This is a genomic window from Bradyrhizobium huanghuaihaiense, from assembly GCF_007830635.1.
GTDB lineage: Bacteria > Pseudomonadota > Alphaproteobacteria > Rhizobiales > Xanthobacteraceae > Bradyrhizobium > Bradyrhizobium huanghuaihaiense.
This window is the reverse complement of record NZ_VLLA01000010.1, coordinates 121,506-138,574: the sequence shown is the minus strand read 5'-3', so window position 1 is coordinate 138,574 and position 17,069 is coordinate 121,506. Positions and strand designations below refer to the sequence as shown.

At 65.6% G+C, this 17,069-nt stretch carries 13 protein-coding genes; 7 read left to right on the top strand and 6 right to left on the bottom strand.

Annotated features, from left to right (window positions below):
- The first annotated feature begins 29 nt into the window (after nucleotides 1-29).
- Nucleotides 30-1,226 (top strand): CaiB/BaiF CoA transferase family protein, encoded by a 1,197-nt coding sequence (locus IQ16_RS21190; RefSeq protein WP_018642615.1) that lies wholly within the window; start codon nucleotides 30-32, stop codon nucleotides 1,224-1,226.
- Between the two features lie 16 nt (nucleotides 1,227-1,242).
- Here the strand turns inward: IQ16_RS21190 and IQ16_RS21185 are convergent, their stop codons facing one another.
- The gene (locus tag IQ16_RS21185) at nucleotides 1,243-1,593 is read right to left on the bottom strand and encodes a RidA family protein (protein WP_018642616.1); all 351 of its coding nucleotides are present in this window, start codon (nucleotides 1,591-1,593) and stop codon (nucleotides 1,243-1,245) included.
- A 332-nt stretch (nucleotides 1,594-1,925) separates the two neighbouring features.
- Here IQ16_RS21185 and IQ16_RS21180 point away from each other — a divergent pair, with 332 nt between their 5' ends.
- Together IQ16_RS21180 and IQ16_RS21175 are read left to right on the top strand one after the other, a co-directional pair.
- Entirely contained in the window at nucleotides 1,926-4,247 is a 2,322-nt protein-coding gene (locus IQ16_RS21180; protein ID WP_026311933.1) for a molybdopterin guanine dinucleotide-containing S/N-oxide reductase, read from the top strand.
- Between the two features lie 299 nt (nucleotides 4,248-4,546).
- A complete protein-coding gene (locus IQ16_RS21175) occupies nucleotides 4,547-5,047 on the top strand; it encodes a Dps family protein (protein WP_018642618.1) in 501 nt (166 codons plus the stop codon).
- 135 nt (nucleotides 5,048-5,182) lie between these two features.
- On the opposite strand, the gene IQ16_RS21170 is transcribed toward IQ16_RS21175, so the two are convergent.
- The 4 genes from IQ16_RS21170 to IQ16_RS21155 all read right to left on the bottom strand — a co-directional run bounded on the left by IQ16_RS21170 (nucleotide 5,183) and on the right by IQ16_RS21155 (nucleotide 11,068).
- Entirely contained in the window at nucleotides 5,183-6,169 is a 987-nt protein-coding gene (locus IQ16_RS21170; RefSeq protein ID WP_018642619.1) for a helix-turn-helix domain-containing protein, read from the bottom strand.
- 304 nt (nucleotides 6,170-6,473) lie between these two features.
- Complete coding sequence (locus tag IQ16_RS21165) at nucleotides 6,474-7,418, bottom strand: alpha/beta fold hydrolase (protein ID WP_018642620.1); 945 nt, start codon at nucleotides 7,416-7,418, stop codon at nucleotides 6,474-6,476.
- Nucleotides 7,402-8,109: a hypothetical protein gene (locus tag IQ16_RS21160; RefSeq protein ID WP_018642621.1), complete on the bottom strand. Its 708-nt coding sequence runs from the start codon at nucleotides 8,107-8,109 to the stop codon at nucleotides 7,402-7,404. The genes IQ16_RS21165 and IQ16_RS21160 overlap by 17 nt, the downstream gene beginning before the upstream one ends.
- A gap of 118 nt (nucleotides 8,110-8,227) precedes the next feature.
- The gene (locus IQ16_RS21155) at nucleotides 8,228-11,068 is read right to left on the bottom strand and encodes an ATP-binding protein (protein ID WP_018642622.1); all 2,841 of its coding nucleotides are present in this window, start codon (nucleotides 11,066-11,068) and stop codon (nucleotides 8,228-8,230) included.
- Between the two features lie 332 nt (nucleotides 11,069-11,400).
- Between IQ16_RS21155 and IQ16_RS21150 the strand changes: the two genes are divergently transcribed.
- The 4 genes from IQ16_RS21150 (at nucleotide 11,401) to msrA (ending at nucleotide 13,980) form a co-directional block, all read left to right on the top strand.
- Nucleotides 11,401-12,066 (top strand): sensor histidine kinase, encoded by a 666-nt coding sequence (locus tag IQ16_RS21150; protein WP_018642623.1) that lies wholly within the window; start codon nucleotides 11,401-11,403, stop codon nucleotides 12,064-12,066.
- 34 nt (nucleotides 12,067-12,100) lie between these two features.
- Nucleotides 12,101-12,790: a VOC family protein gene (locus tag IQ16_RS21145; protein WP_018642624.1), complete on the top strand. Its 690-nt coding sequence runs from the start codon at nucleotides 12,101-12,103 to the stop codon at nucleotides 12,788-12,790.
- Between the two features lie 129 nt (nucleotides 12,791-12,919).
- The gene (locus tag IQ16_RS21140) at nucleotides 12,920-13,342 is read left to right on the top strand and encodes an OsmC family protein (protein ID WP_018642625.1); all 423 of its coding nucleotides are present in this window, start codon (nucleotides 12,920-12,922) and stop codon (nucleotides 13,340-13,342) included.
- A gap of 122 nt (nucleotides 13,343-13,464) precedes the next feature.
- On the top strand, nucleotides 13,465-13,980 hold the full coding sequence (gene msrA / locus IQ16_RS21135; protein WP_018642626.1) for a peptide-methionine (S)-S-oxide reductase MsrA: 516 nt from the start codon (nucleotides 13,465-13,467) through the stop codon (nucleotides 13,978-13,980).
- Nucleotides 13,981-14,118: 138 nt separating this feature from the next.
- Here msrA and IQ16_RS21130 read toward each other — a convergent pair whose 3' ends face one another.
- Entirely contained in the window at nucleotides 14,119-16,956 is a 2,838-nt protein-coding gene (locus IQ16_RS21130) for an ATP-binding protein (RefSeq protein WP_026311934.1), read from the bottom strand.
- Nucleotides 16,957-17,069: the final 113 nt, after the last annotated feature.

Genomic DNA, 17,069 nt, shown 5'->3' with positions numbered 1-17,069 from the left:
ATCGAATTCAATGGGTTCAGGGAAGTGAAATGAGCGGGCCGCTCGAAGGGTTGAAGGTCCTGGATATCGCGACCATCGTCGCTGCGCCGTTCGCCGCGACGCTGTTGGCCGATTACGGCGCCGATGTGCTCAAGATCGAGATGCCGGGGCAGGGCGACGGCGTGCGCGCCTTTCCGCCTTTCAAGGATGGCAAGCCGTTGTGGTGGAAGACCGTCAACCGCAACAAGAAGTTCGCAACGCTCGACCTCCGCAAGCCGGAAGGCGTCGAACTGTTCAAGCGGATGCTGCCGCATTTCGACGTGCTGATCGAGAATTTCCGGCCCGGGACGCTCGACCGCTGGGGATTGTCCAAGGAGGTGCTGTGGCAGATCCAGCCGCGCCTCGTCATCCTGCGCGCCACTGCTTTCGGCCAGGACGGGCCGTATCGCGACAGGCCGGGTTTTGCGCGGATCTTCGAGGCGATGGGCGGGCTCACCTACATCACCGGTGAGGCCGACGGCCAGCCGATGCACCCCGGCTATCCCCTCGGCGATGCGATCGGCGGCCTGTTCGGCGCAGTCGGCGCGCTGGCGGCCCTGTGGAAGCGGGCGAAAAATCCTGACGCGCCCGGCGAGGAGATCGATCTCGCGTTGACCGAGGCGGTGTTCCGGCTGCTCGACGTTCTCGCCATCGAGTTCGACCAGCTCGGCGATGTGCGTGGTCGCATCGGAAACGGCAACGCCTATTCCGCACCGGCGGCGGTCTACCGGACCCGCGATGATCGCTGGGTCACGCTTGCGGGTTCGACCAATGCGCTGTTTGCCGCGAATTGCCGGGCGATCGGCCGGCCCGACCTGATCGATGACCCGCGCTTTTCCAACAATGCGCGGCGCGTCGACCATTCAGCGGAGTTGAACGCAATTTTCGCGCAATGGTGCGGCGGCCATCCGCTCGAAGAGGTGCTTGCCGCCTTCGAGGCCGAGGAAGGCACATTGGCGCCGATCTACGCGATCGACCAGATCGCGACCGATCCGCAATCCCTGGCGCGCGAGATGATCACTCGCGTACCCGATCGCCATTTCGGCTCGGTGGCGATGTCCAATGTCGTGCCGCGTTTCACGGTCGACCGCGCACAGCTGAAAACATCCGCCGGCGATATCGGCCAGGACAATCGCGAGATCTACCAGCACTGGCTCGGTCTGTCGGAGGACGAGATCGATCGCCTCGCGCAGGCGAAGGTCATCTGACGCGCCGCGCGCGCGGCTATTGTCGCGCAGCGATCGCAGTCATCTCGAGCTTCACGCCCGGACCGAGATCGGCCACGCCGATTGCGGCGCGCGCCGGCAGATGCGCTTCTGTGAAATGCGCCTTCCAGGCCGCATTGAACTCGGCCTTCTCCTTCAGGTTGGTCATGTAGATGGTCACCTGAAGGACGTTGGCGAGGTCGGATCCGAGAGATTGCAGCAGGCGCGCCAGCTGCCCGAGGACGTCGTTGGCCTGGCCCGACATGTCGAGGCTGGTGTCCTCGGGAACGATTCCACCGATGTAAAGCACGCCGTTATGCTCGACGACTTCGTGGAGCAGGCCTTCGTAGGGCAGGACGCGCTGGATCATGATAGGACCGATGTTGGTTTAAGGGGATGGGCGGGCATATCGCACATTTCCATGTCCGTGTCGCTGCAGGAGATTTCGCGCGTCTGCAAAATGGGTTCGACCGGGGCGCTCCGCAGATGATCCGATAAGGCTTTGAAAATAAAAGAATATTTGCAGGTGGAATCTTCGTCGATCTCTCGCCGAATGTTCACCAAGATGTAGTTGCGCACGAGAGCCCAGCATTTCCGCCGACCCTGAGCCCGACGACATCGGTGGGTGGATCGGTATACTGCCACCGGAATTGACTCGGGGCGCGGCTGAACCGTGCCACGCCCCGGAACCAGGATCAGATGATGGACGATACGATTGGCTTCCCCGACCCCGGTCTCGACCTCTCGGATGGCTTCAAGCCCCATACCTCCCATTGGGGTGTATTCTCGGCGCGCAACGGCGCGGCCGGGCTCGAGGTCAGGGCCTATGCGGGCGATCCCGATCCGAACGGCATCATCGACAATTTCCCCGGCGCGCTCCGCCATCAGGCGCGCATTGCGCAGCCGGCGATCCGCCGCGGCTGGCTCGAGCGTGGCCCCGGCCCCGACGATCGCCGCGGCCGTGACGAATTCGTGTCGGTGAGCTGGGAGAAGGCGCTCGACCTCCTCGGTGACGAGCTCGGCCGCATTCGCGACACGCGCGGGCCCGGCGCCGTGTTCGGCGGCTCCTATGGCTGGTCGAGCGCAGGCCGCTTCCATCACGCCCAGAGCCAGGTGCATCGCTTCCTCAACATCGCGATGGGCGGCTATGTGCGTTCGGTGAACACTTATTCCTCCGGCGCGTCCTCGGTGCTGCTGCCGCAGATCCTCTGCGGCTACGAGGACATCACCAAGCGCAACGTCACCTGGGAGCAGATTGCGACCGAGACCGATGTCGTGCTGGCCTTCGGCGGCATGGCGCTGAAGAACTCCATGGTGGCCGGCGGCTCGATCAGCAAGCATGTCGAGCGCGGCGCCATGGAAGCTGCGCGCCGGCGCGGCTGCGAGTTCATCCTGGTCAGCCCGCTGCGCGACGATCTGCCGGTCGAGGCCGGCGCCGAATGGATGAGTTGCGTGCCCGGCACCGACACCGCCTTGATGCTCGGCATCGTCCATACGCTGGTCAGCGAGAATCTCCACGACCAGGCTTTCCTCGATCGTTACACCGAGGGCTGGCCCGTGTTCCTGCGCTATCTCACCGGTGAGAGCGACGGGCAGCCGAAGCACGCCGAATGGGCCGCCGCGATCTCGGGCGTCGATGCGGGCACGATCCGCAAGCTGGCGCGCCGCCTTGCCGGAAAGCGCGCGCTGATCACCGTCTCGCACTCGCTCCAGCGCGCCGAGCATGGCGAGCAGCCGGTGTGGATGGGCATGGTGCTGGCGGCAGCCCTCGGGCAGATCGGTCTTCCCGGCGGCGGCTATGCCTATTCGCTGGGTGCGATCGGCTATTACGGCCGCCGCGTCAACGACGTGCCGGGGCCGACGCTCGGGCAGGGACGCAACGGCGTCGCCGATTTCATTCCGGTGGCGCGTATCGCCGACATGCTGCTCAATCCCGGCACGACCTATCGCTACAATGGCGAGACGCGCACCTATCCTGACATCCGCCTCGTCTACTGGGCGGGCGGCAATCCCTTCCACCACCACCAGGACATCAACCGTCTGCGCAAGGCGTTTGCGAAAGCGGACACCTTCGTCGTACACGAGCTCGCCTGGACCGCGACGGCGCGTCACGCCGACATCGTGCTGCCCTCGACGATGACGCTGGAGCGCGAGGACATCGGCTATTCCACCAACGATCCTCTCATGGTCGCGATGCACCACATCGCCGAGCCGTTCGGCCTTGCGCGCGACGATTACGATATCTTCGCCGATCTCGCCGAGCGCCTCGGTGCGCGTGAACCCTTCACCGAGGGCCGCACGTCTCGTCAATGGCTGGAATATCTCTACGAGCCGACCCGCGCCTCGCTCGCCAAGCGCGGCCTGGAGGCCCCTCACTTCGATGAGTTCTGGCGCCGCGGCAGCCTGGTCGTGCCGCAGCAGCCCGATGACGGCGGCCGGCTCCGCCGCTTCCGCGAGGATCCGGTCAATCACGCCCTGCCGACGCCGAGCGGCCGCATCGAAATCTTCTCGGCGAAGATCGCGGCCCACGGCGATGCCGATTGTCCCGGCCATCCGGTCTGGCTCGAGAAGACCGACATGCCCAAACCCGGCACGCCGTGCTTCCTCGTCGCCAACCAGCCGGTGACGCGCCTGCACAGCCAGCTCGATTTCGGCGGCCATTCGCTTGGAGCAAAGCATCGCGGCCGCGAGGTCGCGCGCATGAACCCGGTTGACGCCGACGCGCGCGGCATCAAGGACGGCGATATCATCCGCCTGTTCAACGACCGCGGTGCCTGCCTCGCCGCCGTCCACGTCACCGACGGCATCGCGGCCGGCGTCGTCCAGCTGCCGACCGGCGCCTGGTACGATCCGATGGATCCCGAGGACGACGCCCCGCTCTGCGTTCACGGCAATCCCAACGTCCTCACCCGCGACCTCGGCACCTCCGCCTTCGCGCAGGGTTGCACCGGGCAGCTGACGACGGTCGAGGTGGAGAAGTTCACCGGCAATTTGCCGCCGATCCGGGCGTTCGATCCGGTGTAGGGACTGGTTTGTTGCGCTCGCAATGACGGTGTGGAGAGGGCTGCGCGACACACGCCACTCTCGTGCCCCGGACGCTGCGCAGCGCTCCTTCAGCGGTGCGCTGCAGAGCCGGGGCCCATCTCTCCGCATTGTGCCGTGTCGCCTCCTGGGTCCCGGCTCTGCGCCGCGTCACTGCGTGCCGCGGCGCGTCCGGGACACGAGAGCCCCTCGTGCGAATTCGAAATCGTCGCGCGCATGACGAAAGAACCACAAGCGCGGCGCTGCTAAGGGTTCGTCTCCTCACCGACGGATCAACGAACATGACCAAAGCAGACCTTCAAGGCCCGACCGATCTCGGCGCCAACGCGAACCGCGACATTCCGGCCGCGCTACGCGCCCTGCTCGCCGACGTCTTCGCGCTCTATCTGAAGACCAAGAACTTCCACTGGCACATGTCGGGCAGCCATTTTCGCGACTATCATCTGCTGCTCGACGAGCAGGCCGACCAGATCTTTGCGATGACCGACGACATCGCAGAACGCGCCCGCAAGATCGGTGGCACGACGCTGCGCTCGATCGGCCAGATCGCGCGCGAACAGCGCATCCTCGACAACGACGCGGACTATGTCGATCCCCTGGACATGCTGGCGGAGTTACGCAGCGACAACCAGCAGCTCACCCGCGAGATGCGGCGCGTGCACGAGCTCTGCGACGAGTATGGCGATGTCGCAACCGCAAGCCTGATCGAGAACTGGATCGACGAGGCCGAGCGACGGATCTGGTTCCTGTACGAGTCGGGCCGCACCGGCGCGCATGGGTGATTCCCGACGCCAAGAAAAAGGGGCCGTCCTGTGTGGGAGCAGGGACGGCCCCAACTGGCTCACAGACCCGGGAGGAGGAGGGTGCGAGCCGGCGCAAGCGGCAGGGCGCCTGCGCCAAAGGCAGGGAACGATGGGCTAGGCAGCCGCGCTGGCGATCCAGTCCCTGTCCGCAGCGGGCCGATGCCGCGGCAGCGGTTCGATCTCACAGCGCTCGCCGTTGCTGGCGAGGCGCCAACGTGCCGGGGACTGGCCGCTGATCCGCTTGAAGACGGTCGAAAAATGCGCCTGCGTCGAGAAGCCGACGGCAAGCGCGATCTCGGCCAGCGGCCGTCCGGTCGTCGCCAGCAGCGTCTTCGCATGTTCGATCCGGTGATTGAGCAGATATTCGCGCGGACGATAGCCGGTCGCCGCCCGGAACTGCGCCGCAAAATGCATCCTGGACAGGCCAGCCACGCTGGCGAGTTCGGACAGGCTGATGCTGCGGTCGAAATGATCGGCGATATGCTGCTCGACGCGTCGCAGCCGCCATTTCGGCAACGCATTGACCCGCGCGCGTGGCGGCTCGAGCCGGGTGAGGTGCATCGCAAGGGTCTGGCCGATACAGCGCACGAATTGACGGTCCGCGGCATCGCCATGCTCGATCAGCGCCTTGGCGAGCTCGGCGGCGAGCGGATCGCGTAGCAGGACGAGGTCGCCAAGCCCGTCGGTTACGGGCGATTGCGCCGGGAATTGGTCAGCCCGGATGTGGAAGTGCAGGAAGGCGCAGGGCGCCTGGAATTGTGCACGGAGGGGCGTCGACGGCGCGCTGACATACAGCGTGCCGGCGGGCATGGTGCCGTCGAAAATGATCTGACGGTCACGCGTCAATTTCGCGCGCGTGGTCTTCAGCGCGATGCCGACGAAATAGTTATTCTCCGGTGTCGTCGCCTCGTGCGACGAGCCGTCTCTCACATCCTCCCACCGCGAAATCGTGATGTCCTCGATGGCCGCATTCGGGCCGCGCTCGACCCGGCGCCATCCGCTCTCCCTGGGAATCGGCTGTGCGGCCTGATGCTCTTGGTGATCCCGCGGGCTGGCCTGAAGATCAATCCAGGCATGTGCCGCCTGCAAATCGGTAAACATCGGTCATTCTCTCCGCATCGCGGTCGCTGGTGGCGACCGGCAAACTCTCAAGCCCCCTGTCACCAGGCTTTCGAGAAGGCTTTCCATGCTCGGAGGATAGGCGTGGGCCCGACAAGAAGCCCGTTAGGGGTGATTAGGATGTGTTAGATTTTGTGCGAGTGCACAGGATGTGACAGCTCGTCGCATTTGGTCTGACTTCGTCAAGCTTTTCAATTTCTTGCGCCGGCCGGCGTGGTGCGAGGACGGCGCGGGGAAGTTCGACCGGCCTTACGCGCGGTGCGACGGAGCGCCACGCCGTCGCCGTTCAGCCCGTGTGCCCACCGAGCCGTGCGAGGAAGTCGCGCACGAGCCCGGCGATGTCGTCGGTCGCCTCGTCCAGCGCGAAGTGACCGGCTTCGAGCATGTGGACTTCGGCATCCGGCACATCGTCGCGATAGGCGGCGGCGCCGGCGACGGTGAAGGAGCGATCATATTTGCCCCAGACCACCAGCGTCGGCGGCCGCGTCTTGCGCAGCCAGTCCTGCCATTTCGGATAGGACGCGACGTTGGTCCGGTAGTCCAGGAACAGCGTGGTCTGGATCTCCGCCTGGCCGGGACGCGTCAGAAACGCGTATTCGTCGATCCAGGTGTCAGGGTCGTAGCGCTCGGGATGCGGGCTGGAGCCGAGATGGCGCTGCCGCGTCGCCTCCAGAGACGTGAAGTTGGCCCTGAGCGCCTCGAGCTCATGCGCGGGATCGGCCCAGTATTTGCGGCGCGCTTCCCACAGCGGGCTCAATCCCTGCTCATGCGAAACGGCGTTCTGGATGATGATGCCGCGGATACGTTCGGGATCGGCCAACGCCATGCGGAAGCCGACCGGACCGCCATAGTCCTGCATCAACAGGACGTAGTTGGTGAGACCAAGCTTCGCCGTGAGCTCGCCGATCACGCCGGCGATGTTGTCGAATGTGTAGCTGAAGTCCGATGGCGGCGGTGCGCTGCTGTGGCCGAAGCCGGGATAGTCCGGCGCGATCAGATGATATTTGTCCGCGAGCAGTGGCAGCAACGGCTCCCACATCCGCGAGGAGGAGGGAAAGCCATGAAGCAACAGCACGGCCGGAGCGTCCACGGGCCCAGCCTCGCGGTAGAAGATCTTGAGGCCGTTTACGTCAACGCTGTGATAGCTGATCGAGCGGCGGCTTGATCGCACATGGTCTGCCGAAGCCTGCGCGCTCGTTGCCCCGCCGCCGCTGCTACTCGAATACGGCATCAAAAATCTCCACGTCCATCAGCACGGGCTTGGCGATCACGGTCCCGTCAGGCTGCAGCGCCTGCGCGCGCCGAAGCGTCGGCACCACGATGCCGCCGAAACTGTCATGGGCCCAGGAGTAGTGAGCGACCTTCGTCCCGAAGAGATCGTGATCCGTTCGCCGTTGCAGCGCGTTCTCGTCGAAATAAAAGATCTGATCGGGCGCGAGCGTGATCAGGCTCGGGGGAAATTGCGCGCGCAGCCGCCGCCAGGTTTCGGTGTTCTCGCGCCACGGCGGCAGTTCCTCCAGCACAACACCGGGATGGGCGAGCAGGAATGGATTGGTCAGATAATTCCAGATCGCGACGCCGCAGAAGTAGACGAGGTGCAGTTCGTCCGCGAGTGCAGCAGAGCCGGTCTCGGGAAACGCCAGGCTCGGATTGCTCCAGGCCCGCAGCACCTCGCCGTCGGGACTTTCGATCGTGATCGCATCCGGTTGAAACGAGCCCGAGTATTCCCCGCCGGTGATGCCGGTGAAACGGACGGATTGCGTCCGGGTCGAGCCTTCCGCAGTCACATCCTTGAATTCCCTGGCATGTCCGGCGCTTGCGAACAGCGTTCCGCCGACGGACAAATGGAGCGTGAACCGGTTCAAGCTGTTCCAGCGCGCCAGACCGCCGCTGGCATCGATTACATCGTCGAGAAGAGCCATGTCCCGTCACATCCGCCGTGAAGTGCCACCACCATGGCGGGGCGCTTGCGGATTGGCGTGTTAGAAGTTGTTAGGAGTTGCGAGCCGGGATTTGGGCGGTATCTCGTTGAACACGCTGTCAATTCAGCGCGCCCAGCAGTCCCGTTGCGGCGACCAGATCACGAGTCGCGAGTCCCTCCTGGTAGCGCGCCACGAGCGGGGCGAGCAGGTCGCGTGCCTCGCGGCCTTTTCCGGCCTGGTGCCAGATGCGGCCGAGGCTGATCGCTCCGCGAAGCTCCCAGCCGAGAGCGCATTGCCGGCGCGACAGATCGAGCGATTTGCGCAAGCAGCTTTCGGCTTCCGCCGCGTTGCCCGACCGGGCCAGGATATCGCCCTTAACCCTGAGCATTTCCGGCATGTCGAAGGATTCGCCGTGATCGGGAATCTGGGCGATGGCCTCATTGATCGTGCGCAAGGCCTCGCCGGTCTGGTCCTGCGCCGCGAGACCCTCCGCGAGCGCCGTCGCGAACACCGTCGTCATGATCCGGTGCCGCGTCGCATGCAGTGTTGCCTGGCTGCGGCGAAGATGCTCGATGCCGCCGGCAAGATCGCCGCGGCGCAGCATCAGCTCGCCCTTCTGGCCGATCCCGACCGCGTGATAGGGCCCGAGGAAGTGCCGCGCCGAATGATCGATCAGCCGCTCGATCAGGGCTTCGGCATTGGCCCAGTCGCCGACCCAGAGAAAGACGTAGATGGTCCAGATCAGGGAAATGCCGAGCGTGAGCGGCTGCTCGAGCAGCTCGGCCTCGCGCACCGTGTATCTGGCCGCCTCGACCGCGTGATCGGGCCGGCCGGTGAGCCAGAGCCCGCGCGCCAGCGCCACCAGCGCGACGATGCGGTCGTCATATCCGAGATGTCCGATATTCAGCCGCTGCGAGCCGGGATTGTGCACCATCGCGCTCTCGCAGAACTGCACCGCCTTGTCCTGGTTGCCGATCAGATGATGCGCGACGCCGAGCATCCATTCCACGTTCAGTGCGGCAGCAGGATCGTTCAGCTTGCGCGCAACGCTCTCGCCGTCGACGCCGATCCCGAGCGCGCCGTGAAAATCTCCGACCCTGGTCAGGTAGATGTGCAGGCCGCGCAGCAGCCAGAGCTGCCAGTGCAAATCCTCGAGCTCGCGGGCGAGCTGCAGGCTGCGCGCGAACGTGGAGCGGACCGCTTCCGTATTGCCTTGCGTGAACATCACGGAGACGCCGAGCGCGGCCTGCAGCGTCATCTCCTGGCGGCGGTCCAATGTGCCCGCATCGGAAGCGGCCAGCGCCTGCTGCGTCCAGCGAAGACACTCCGTCAGCAAGGTCAGCTCGAGGAAGAACTGCGCGGCCGAGGCCGCCAGCTCCACGCCGAGCGTCCGGTCGCCGCCGTCCGAAAAGCTCCAGGTCAGCGCGGCCCGGACATTGGGCAAATGGTCCGCATAGGGCAGGAAGCCGCCCGCGCTCTGCAGCCCCGAGGATTTAAGCGCGATGTCGCGCAGCAAATCGCGGAAATATTCGGCATGTGCACGCGCGACGCGGTCCGCTTCCCCGTTCTCGACGAGCTTGTTGCCGACGAAGGTGCGGGTGGTATCGAGCAGACGATAGCGCAGCCGCCGCTCCGCAGGCGAGGTTGCGATCAGTGATTTGGAGAGCAGGTTCGAGATCGCCTCGACCGCCTCGGCTTCGCCGATGCCCTGGCTGGATGCGACGGCCAGTGCGGCTTCCAGCGTGAACGGCCCGACGAACACCGACAATCCGCGCAGCGTCGCGCTTTCGGCTTCTGGCAGCAGATCATAGCTCCAGGCCAGCGCGGCGCCCAAGGTCTGATGCCGTGGGATGGCGGTGCGCCGTCCCCGCCACAGCAGCGAGAAGCGGCCGTCGAGCAGCGAGGCGGTCCCGGCGATGCCATAGGCGTTGACGCGTCCGGCGGCGAGCTCGATCGCGAGCGCGATGCCGTCCAGCCGCCGGCAGATTTCGGCGACGAGCGGCGCATCCTCCTCGCTGAGCTCGAAATCGCCGAGGCTTTCGGCAATACGTTCCACGAAGAGCTGGCTTGCAGGATAGGCAAGGATGTCGGCAATGCCGAGCCCGTCGCGCTCGGGCGGGCAATCCAGCGGAAACAGCCGGTGCACGCGCTCGCCTTCGGTGCGAAAGGATTCGCGGCTGGTGGCGAGAATGTGCAGCTCGCTCGCCTCCTGGACGAGACGCTCGGCCACCGGGGCGAGCTCGTCGAGGATGTGCTCGCAACTGTCGAACAGCAGCAGTGTGCGCCGGCTACGCAGGAAAGTCAGCAGGCCAGGCATCGGGTCGTCGGAATTGACCGTCAAGCCGAGGGCTGCGGCGATCGTTCCGGGAATGAGGCGGGTGTCCGTGAGCGCGCCGAAATCGACGAAGCACACCTGGCCGTGGAAGGCGTCCAGCTCGCGATGCGCGACGGCGAGTGCGACCGAGGTCTTACCGATCCCGCCGGGGCCGACGATGGAGACGAAGCGATGCAGGGCGAGCTCGGCGGAAATCTTCGCGACGGCATCGTCCCGCCCGATCATCCGCGCAAGCGGTGACGGCAGCGCGTGGGGCGAAGCGACTGGGCTGGCCCGGCCGTCCGAAGCAGCAGGGCGGAGCAGCGGAGCAGCGAAGCAATAGCCGCGTCCGGGAACGTTGACGACGTAACGCGAGCCCTCACCGGCGTCGCCCAGGACCTTGCGCAGCGTCGTGATATGGAAGCGCAGGCTGCCTTCGTCGACGTTCACGTCGGACCACACCTGCTTGATCAACTCCCGCTTGTCCACGACCTCACCGGCGCGTTCGGCGAGAAAGATCAGGATGTCGAGCGCGCGGCCGCCGAGATGAAGCGGAACACCGTCCTTCTCCAGCAGCCGCGACTTTGCAAACAGCCGGAATGGTCCGAAGGAGATTGCCGAATCCTGGTCGTTGGTGTCCGGCACGAGCCAATGGTTCCAATGAAGGGGATGCTGTCTGCAACTTTGGTCTAGCAGAGCGACATCGCGAGTAAACTGGTCGAAAGTGGCGAAATGGCGTGGCGATCGCCGGAGCGCGCCCCCGAGTGTAACACTCGCAAATTTTGCTTAAACGCGAGAGGCTTATCACGCGCCCCGCGACAATTCGTCAGTGTGCTTGACCGTCGCGACGACGGTCTCCGATGCCGGATTGTGACGCCGCCGATCATAACAGAATCTTGCAAAGTCTAACGAGCAAATCGCAGGCGATGCATTCAGTATAGCCTTCGAGTTAGGTCTCATTGCAGCGGGAGGCTGTCATGTCCGCCATCGGCTCGCCGAACGGCAGTGCCGTTCGATCTCAATTCGCCGCAGGTCGCGACGATCAGTCGCGCGATTGGGAGCTCGTGCTGCGCGAGTCCCACCATCGCATGAAGAACACGCTGACGATGCTGGGTGCGTCAGTCCGCCGCGACTTCACGCGGGCCGCCACCAGGGACGTCTCGCTGGCGGTGGACCGGTTCGAGCGGCGCATCGTTGCCTTTGGCAGGCTCTATCAGCTCTTGTCCGACAACGACGATCCGTCGCCGGTCTCCGTCGCGCCGTTCTTCGAAAATCTGTGCGGGGCGCTCTTTGAGGCGGTGCTGGAGCCGGCGGGTATCCGCTGCGAAGCCGCCATCGAAGACGACACACTGCCGTCCTCGCAATGTCATCGGCTCGCGTTGATGCTGACGGAGCTGGTCACGAATGCGGCGAAGCACGCCTTCCCGAACAAGAATGGCGGGTTGATCCGCATCGACGTCGCGCGCCGCGACGGCGCCTGGGTCTGCACGGTGGCCGACAACGGCATTGGTGCGGTCGGTCCGCTCCGGGGCACCGGCAGCCGCATCCTCGAAGGGCTCGCCCACAGCATCCATGCACGGCTGCATGGTGAAGCCGGGCAGGGCGGCACGCGGGTGAGCATCGTGATGCCGGCTGCCGCCTGAAGGATCGCCTCAACTCACACCACGGGAGCTCGACATGGCCACACTCGAAATCGACCGCGATGCCGCGGCCAAGCCTTCAACATCGCGCAGCGTTGATCTGAAGCTCGAAGTCGTCGTCATTCCGGTGTCCGATGTCGACCGCGCCAAGGCGTTCTATGCGCGGCTCGGCTGGCGACTGGATGCCGATTTCGCCTCAGGCGACGACTGGCGCGTGATCCAGTTCACGCCGCCGGGCTCGGCCTGCTCGGTGATCTTCGGCAAGAACGTCACGGCGGCGGCGCCAGGCTCGGCGCGCGGCATGTATCTGATCGTCTCTGATCTGGAGGCCGCGCGGAACGATCTGCTCGCGCGCGGCATTGCCGTCAGCGAACCCTTCCACGGTGCCGGCGATGTTCATGCAGGGCCCGATGAGCCGTATCTTTTCGGCAGCGTTCGCGTCAGCGGCGCTGACCCGAAGCGCGGCAGCTACAGCTCATTCGCCTCGTTCAGCGATCCCGACGGCAATGGCTGGCTGTTCCAGGAGGTCACGACACGGTTGCCCGGACGCATCGCGGCAGACGACACGACATTCGCATCGCAAACCGATCTCGCCGCGGCGCTGCGCCGCGCCTCGGTGGCGCATGGTGAGCATGAGAAGCTCACCGGCGGACACGATGAGAACTGGGCGGACTGGTACGCCGACTACATCGTGCGCGAGCAGGCCGGTCAGGAGCTGCCAACCTGAAGCAACTGCATCCTCAGACCACGGCGCGCGATGACTTGGGCCTCGCGCATCGGCGACAGGCGGTCACGCTGATGTCGCCTTCGGCCGGTACGGAGCGCCGGTTGTCAACAACAAACAAGGAGAACTGAGATGATCCGCAAGGCAACAGCAGTCTGGAAGGGCACTGGTCGCGATGGCGCAGGCCATTTGTCGAGCGAATCCGGCGTGCTTGCCAGCACGCCCTACTCGTTCAAGACCCGTTTCGAGAACGAGAAGGGCACCAATCCCGAAGAGTTGATCGCCGCGGCCCATGCCGGCTGTTTCACCATGGCGCTCGCCTTCGGCCTTCAGCTCGCCGGCTTCACACCGGACGAACTCTCGACGGAAGCGGCCGTCACGCTCGAGCCCGAGGGCAAGGGTTTCAAGATCAGCAAGTCGGCGCTGACCTTGCGCGCAAAGGTGCCGAACCTGGACGAAGCAGGTTTCGCCAAGATCGCGGGCGAAGCCGAGAAGAATTGCCCGGTGTCGAAGGTGCTCAACGCCGCGATCACGCTCGACGCCAAGTTGGGCTAGAGACGCGTTTTCAATTTGGGTCCATCCGGTTCCGGGAGCCGGGTGGACACGCGCGGCTTTCAGCCGGGCGGCCGAGAGCATATGATGCGGTAGATGCAGAGCGATCAATTGGGAGCGGACAGATGACGACCGAGCGCGCAGTTTTAGCCGGAGGCTGCTTTTGGGGCATGCAGGATCTCATCCGCAGGCAGCCGGGCGTGATCTCCACCCGCGTTGGCTACACTGGCGGCCATGTGAAGAACGCCACCTACCGCAATCATGAAGGCCACGCCGAAGCCATCGAGATCATCTTCAACCCCGCGAAGACGAACTTCCGGACCATGCTGGAGTTCTTCTTCCAGATCCACGACCCGACCACGCTCAACCGCCAGGGCAATGATCTCGGCACGAGCTACCGTTCCGCAATCTTCTATACCAGCGACGAGCAGAAGCGGATTGCCGAAGACACCATCGCCGACGTCGAGGCCTCCGGCCTGTGGCCGGGTAAGGTGGTCACCGAGGTCGCGCCCGCGGGCGAGTTCTGGGAAGCCGAGCCCGAGCATCAGGATTATCTCGAGCGCTATCCGGACGGCTACACCTGTCACTTCATCCGGCCGGACTGGAAGCTGCCGCGCCGCGCGGTGGCGGCGGGAGGCTAAAGCATGATCCGGACCCGAAGGGCCGCGTAGCGCAAAGTGCGAAGCGGTTTTCCGGAGAGATCATGCTCAACCAACAACCTAAAGCGCGATGACGCTTCATCGAAATCTCATCACGCTTTGGCGCGCATCAGCGCGCGGTCAGTTCCGTAGTTGCGCGATCAGTTCGCGCGCGGTGCGCAGGTCGGCGATCCCGGCACCCTCCGTGAACGATCCGGAGACGTTCTCCAGAATGGCCAGAGCGTCCGCGCTCCGACCGGCCTCGCTCATCAGCCGCGCGAGGCTGGTCGCGCAGCGCAGCTCCCAGAAGCGCGCGCCCTGCTGGGCCGCGATGCCCATGGCCTCGCGAAAGTGGGCTTCCGCGTCGCCCGAATGCTTCGCGCTCCGGCGCATCAATTCTCCCTTGATGCGGGTCAGCTCCGGCAGATACCAGAGCTCCTGCCGGTCGTGGCAGCGGGTCAAGACGTCCTCGATCACGTCGAGGCCACGGTCGACCTGGTCGGCCTCGCCAGAGCACGCCGCGAGCTCGCCGAGCAGGGGAAGGAAGCGCGGCAGGAAGCGCGCATCGCCGGCGCGGTTGAGCTCCTCGCGCAGCAGCGGCAGGCCGCTCGCGACGTCGCCGCGCCTGGCGATCACCGCCGCATTGAAGGCCCGCGCCCACAGTCCCCACAGCCGGATCGCGTGCCGTTCGGTATGTTCGAGCAGCTCGGTGCCGTGGCGTTCCGCAGCGTCGAGATCGCCGGACCAGAAGGCGATCGGGCAGGCGGCCTGTCCCAGCACGCTGCAGAAGGTCAGCGCGTGGCCGTTGGCGCGGCCCTCCTCGATGTTTCGGGCGGCGAGCGCCTGAGCCTGGTCGGCGAGACCCTGCAGCCACAGGATGCGGGCGCGGAAATATTGCGTGGAGATTCTCAGATCGAGCGGGAAGATCTTCGGCTTCTCCGCCAGCACATGCAGCGATGCATGCACCCGGTCGATGCGCAGCCGTGCGTCGTTCTGGTCGCCGAGATAATGCAGCGCGACGGCCGTGAGCCGGTCGCCCAGCATCACGTCGGTCCTGTCGGGAGAGTTCGCGGCCGCGTTCGCAAAACGATCGGCGAACGCACGGGCCTTGCCGAACTGTCCATTGTTGAACTGGTCGATGCACAGGCCCCAGAGCGCGCGCAGCCGGAAATCCTTGTCGTCGAGCCTGTCGGCGAGCTCGAGCGTCGTCTCCAGGATCGGGCGCGCCTCGCGCGCGCGGCCCTCGCCATACATCAGCGACCAGCCGAGTGCCGACAGGAGCTGCATGCGGATGCGGTCGTCGCCGGTGTCGCCGAGCGCCGCGAGTGCGATCTTGCTTCGTTCGCGGCATTCGGCGAACAGGGAAAGCCGCACCCACAGCGTGACCGCGGCCGCCGTCAGCGCGATTCCCAGCTCGGTGTCGCCGTCGGGCGCGAAAGCCCAGTCGAGCGCTGCGCGCACATTGTCCAGCTCCGCACCATAGATGCCGAGCCATTCGGGCAGCGGCGTCGACGTGTCGGCCTCCGCATGCGCGAAGAAATCGCGAAAGTACTCGGCATGACGGCGTGCGAACTGCCTGGTTTCGCCGAGCGCGCTGAGCTTTCCGTGCGCATAGGCCCGCGTCGTGTCGAGCAGGCGATAGCGCAGCGTCCGCGCGCCGGACGGCGAGATCAGCGACTTGGTGACCAGGCTGTCGATGGCCTCCAGCGTTTCCGATGCGCTGAGGCCGTCACCGGATGCAACCGCGGCAGCCGCCTCCGGCGCGAAAGGTCCGGCGAACACCGAGAGCCGGCGCAGGGTCGCGCTCTCGGCCGCAGGCAGCAGGTCATAGCTCCAGTCGAGCGCGGCGGCGAGGGTCTGGTGCCGCGGCACGGCCGTGCGCCGGCCACGCCATTGCAGCGAGAAGCGGCTGTCGAGCAGCGAGGCGGTGCCGGCGATGCCGTAGGCATTGACGCGCCCCGCCGCGAGCTCGATCGCGAGCGCAATGCCGTCGAGGCGCCGGCAAATGCTCGCGACCAGCGGCGCTTCGTCCGCACTGAGCTGGAACGGGCCGGAGCTCTGCGCGATGCGCTCGACGAAGAGCTGGGCGGCGGGATAGGCGAGGACCTCGGCGACATCGATCCCCTCGCGCTCGGGCGGGCAATCCAGCGGGAACAGGCGGAAGATGCGCTCGCCTTCGCTGCGGAACGATTCGCGGGTGGTTGCGAGAACACGAAGCTGCGGCGCCTCGCGCACGATGTGCTCGACGAGTGGGGCCAGATTGTCCAGCACATGCTCGCAGCTGTCGAGGATCAGCAGGGCCGGGCCGACCTTGAGGAACGTCAACAGGGCCGGCGTCGGATCCTCTGCGCTGATGGTCAGGCCGAGCGCGGAGGCAATGGTGGTTGCGACGTGGCTGGCATCCCGGAGCGGGCCGAAGTCGACGAAGAAGGCGCGCCCGCGAAAATCCTGGGAGCGGCGGTGTCCGACGGCGATGGCGACGGCCGTCTTGCCGATTCCGCCCGGGCCGACCAGGGTCATGAAGCGATGGAGCGAGAGTCCGCTCGATATCTTTTCGACGACCTCCTCCCGTCCGACCATTTTCGAGAGCGGCGCGGGGAGGGCGCGGGGCGGCAGGATGTCGATGGTCGGCTGCGTGGCGGGCGAGGCCGGCGGGGCGAGCGAGGCGACGAAGCAATAGCCGCGGCCGGGCACGTTGACGACGTAGCGCGCCGACTTGCCGGTATCGCCGAGCGCTTTGCGCAGCGCTGCGACATGGAAGCGCAGGCTGCCTTCGTCGACATTGACGTCGGCCCAGATGCGCTTGACCAGCTCTCTCTTGTCGACGACTTCACCGGGCCGCTCGGCCAGGAAGATGAGGATGTCGAGCGCGCGGCCGCCGACATGGAGCGACACGCCCTCCTTCTCCAAGAGCCGGGACTTTGGAAACAGTCGAAATGGCCCAAATGAAATGGACGAGTCTTCGCTACGATCTGGCACGCGCCATTACCCCCGCGACGGGAGTCAAAAGGTATTTCTTTGTGGTCTATCAGAACGAACCGTACAGTAAACTGGCCGAAAGCAGTGGGCAGGGCCGGCAGCCCTGCGTGGAC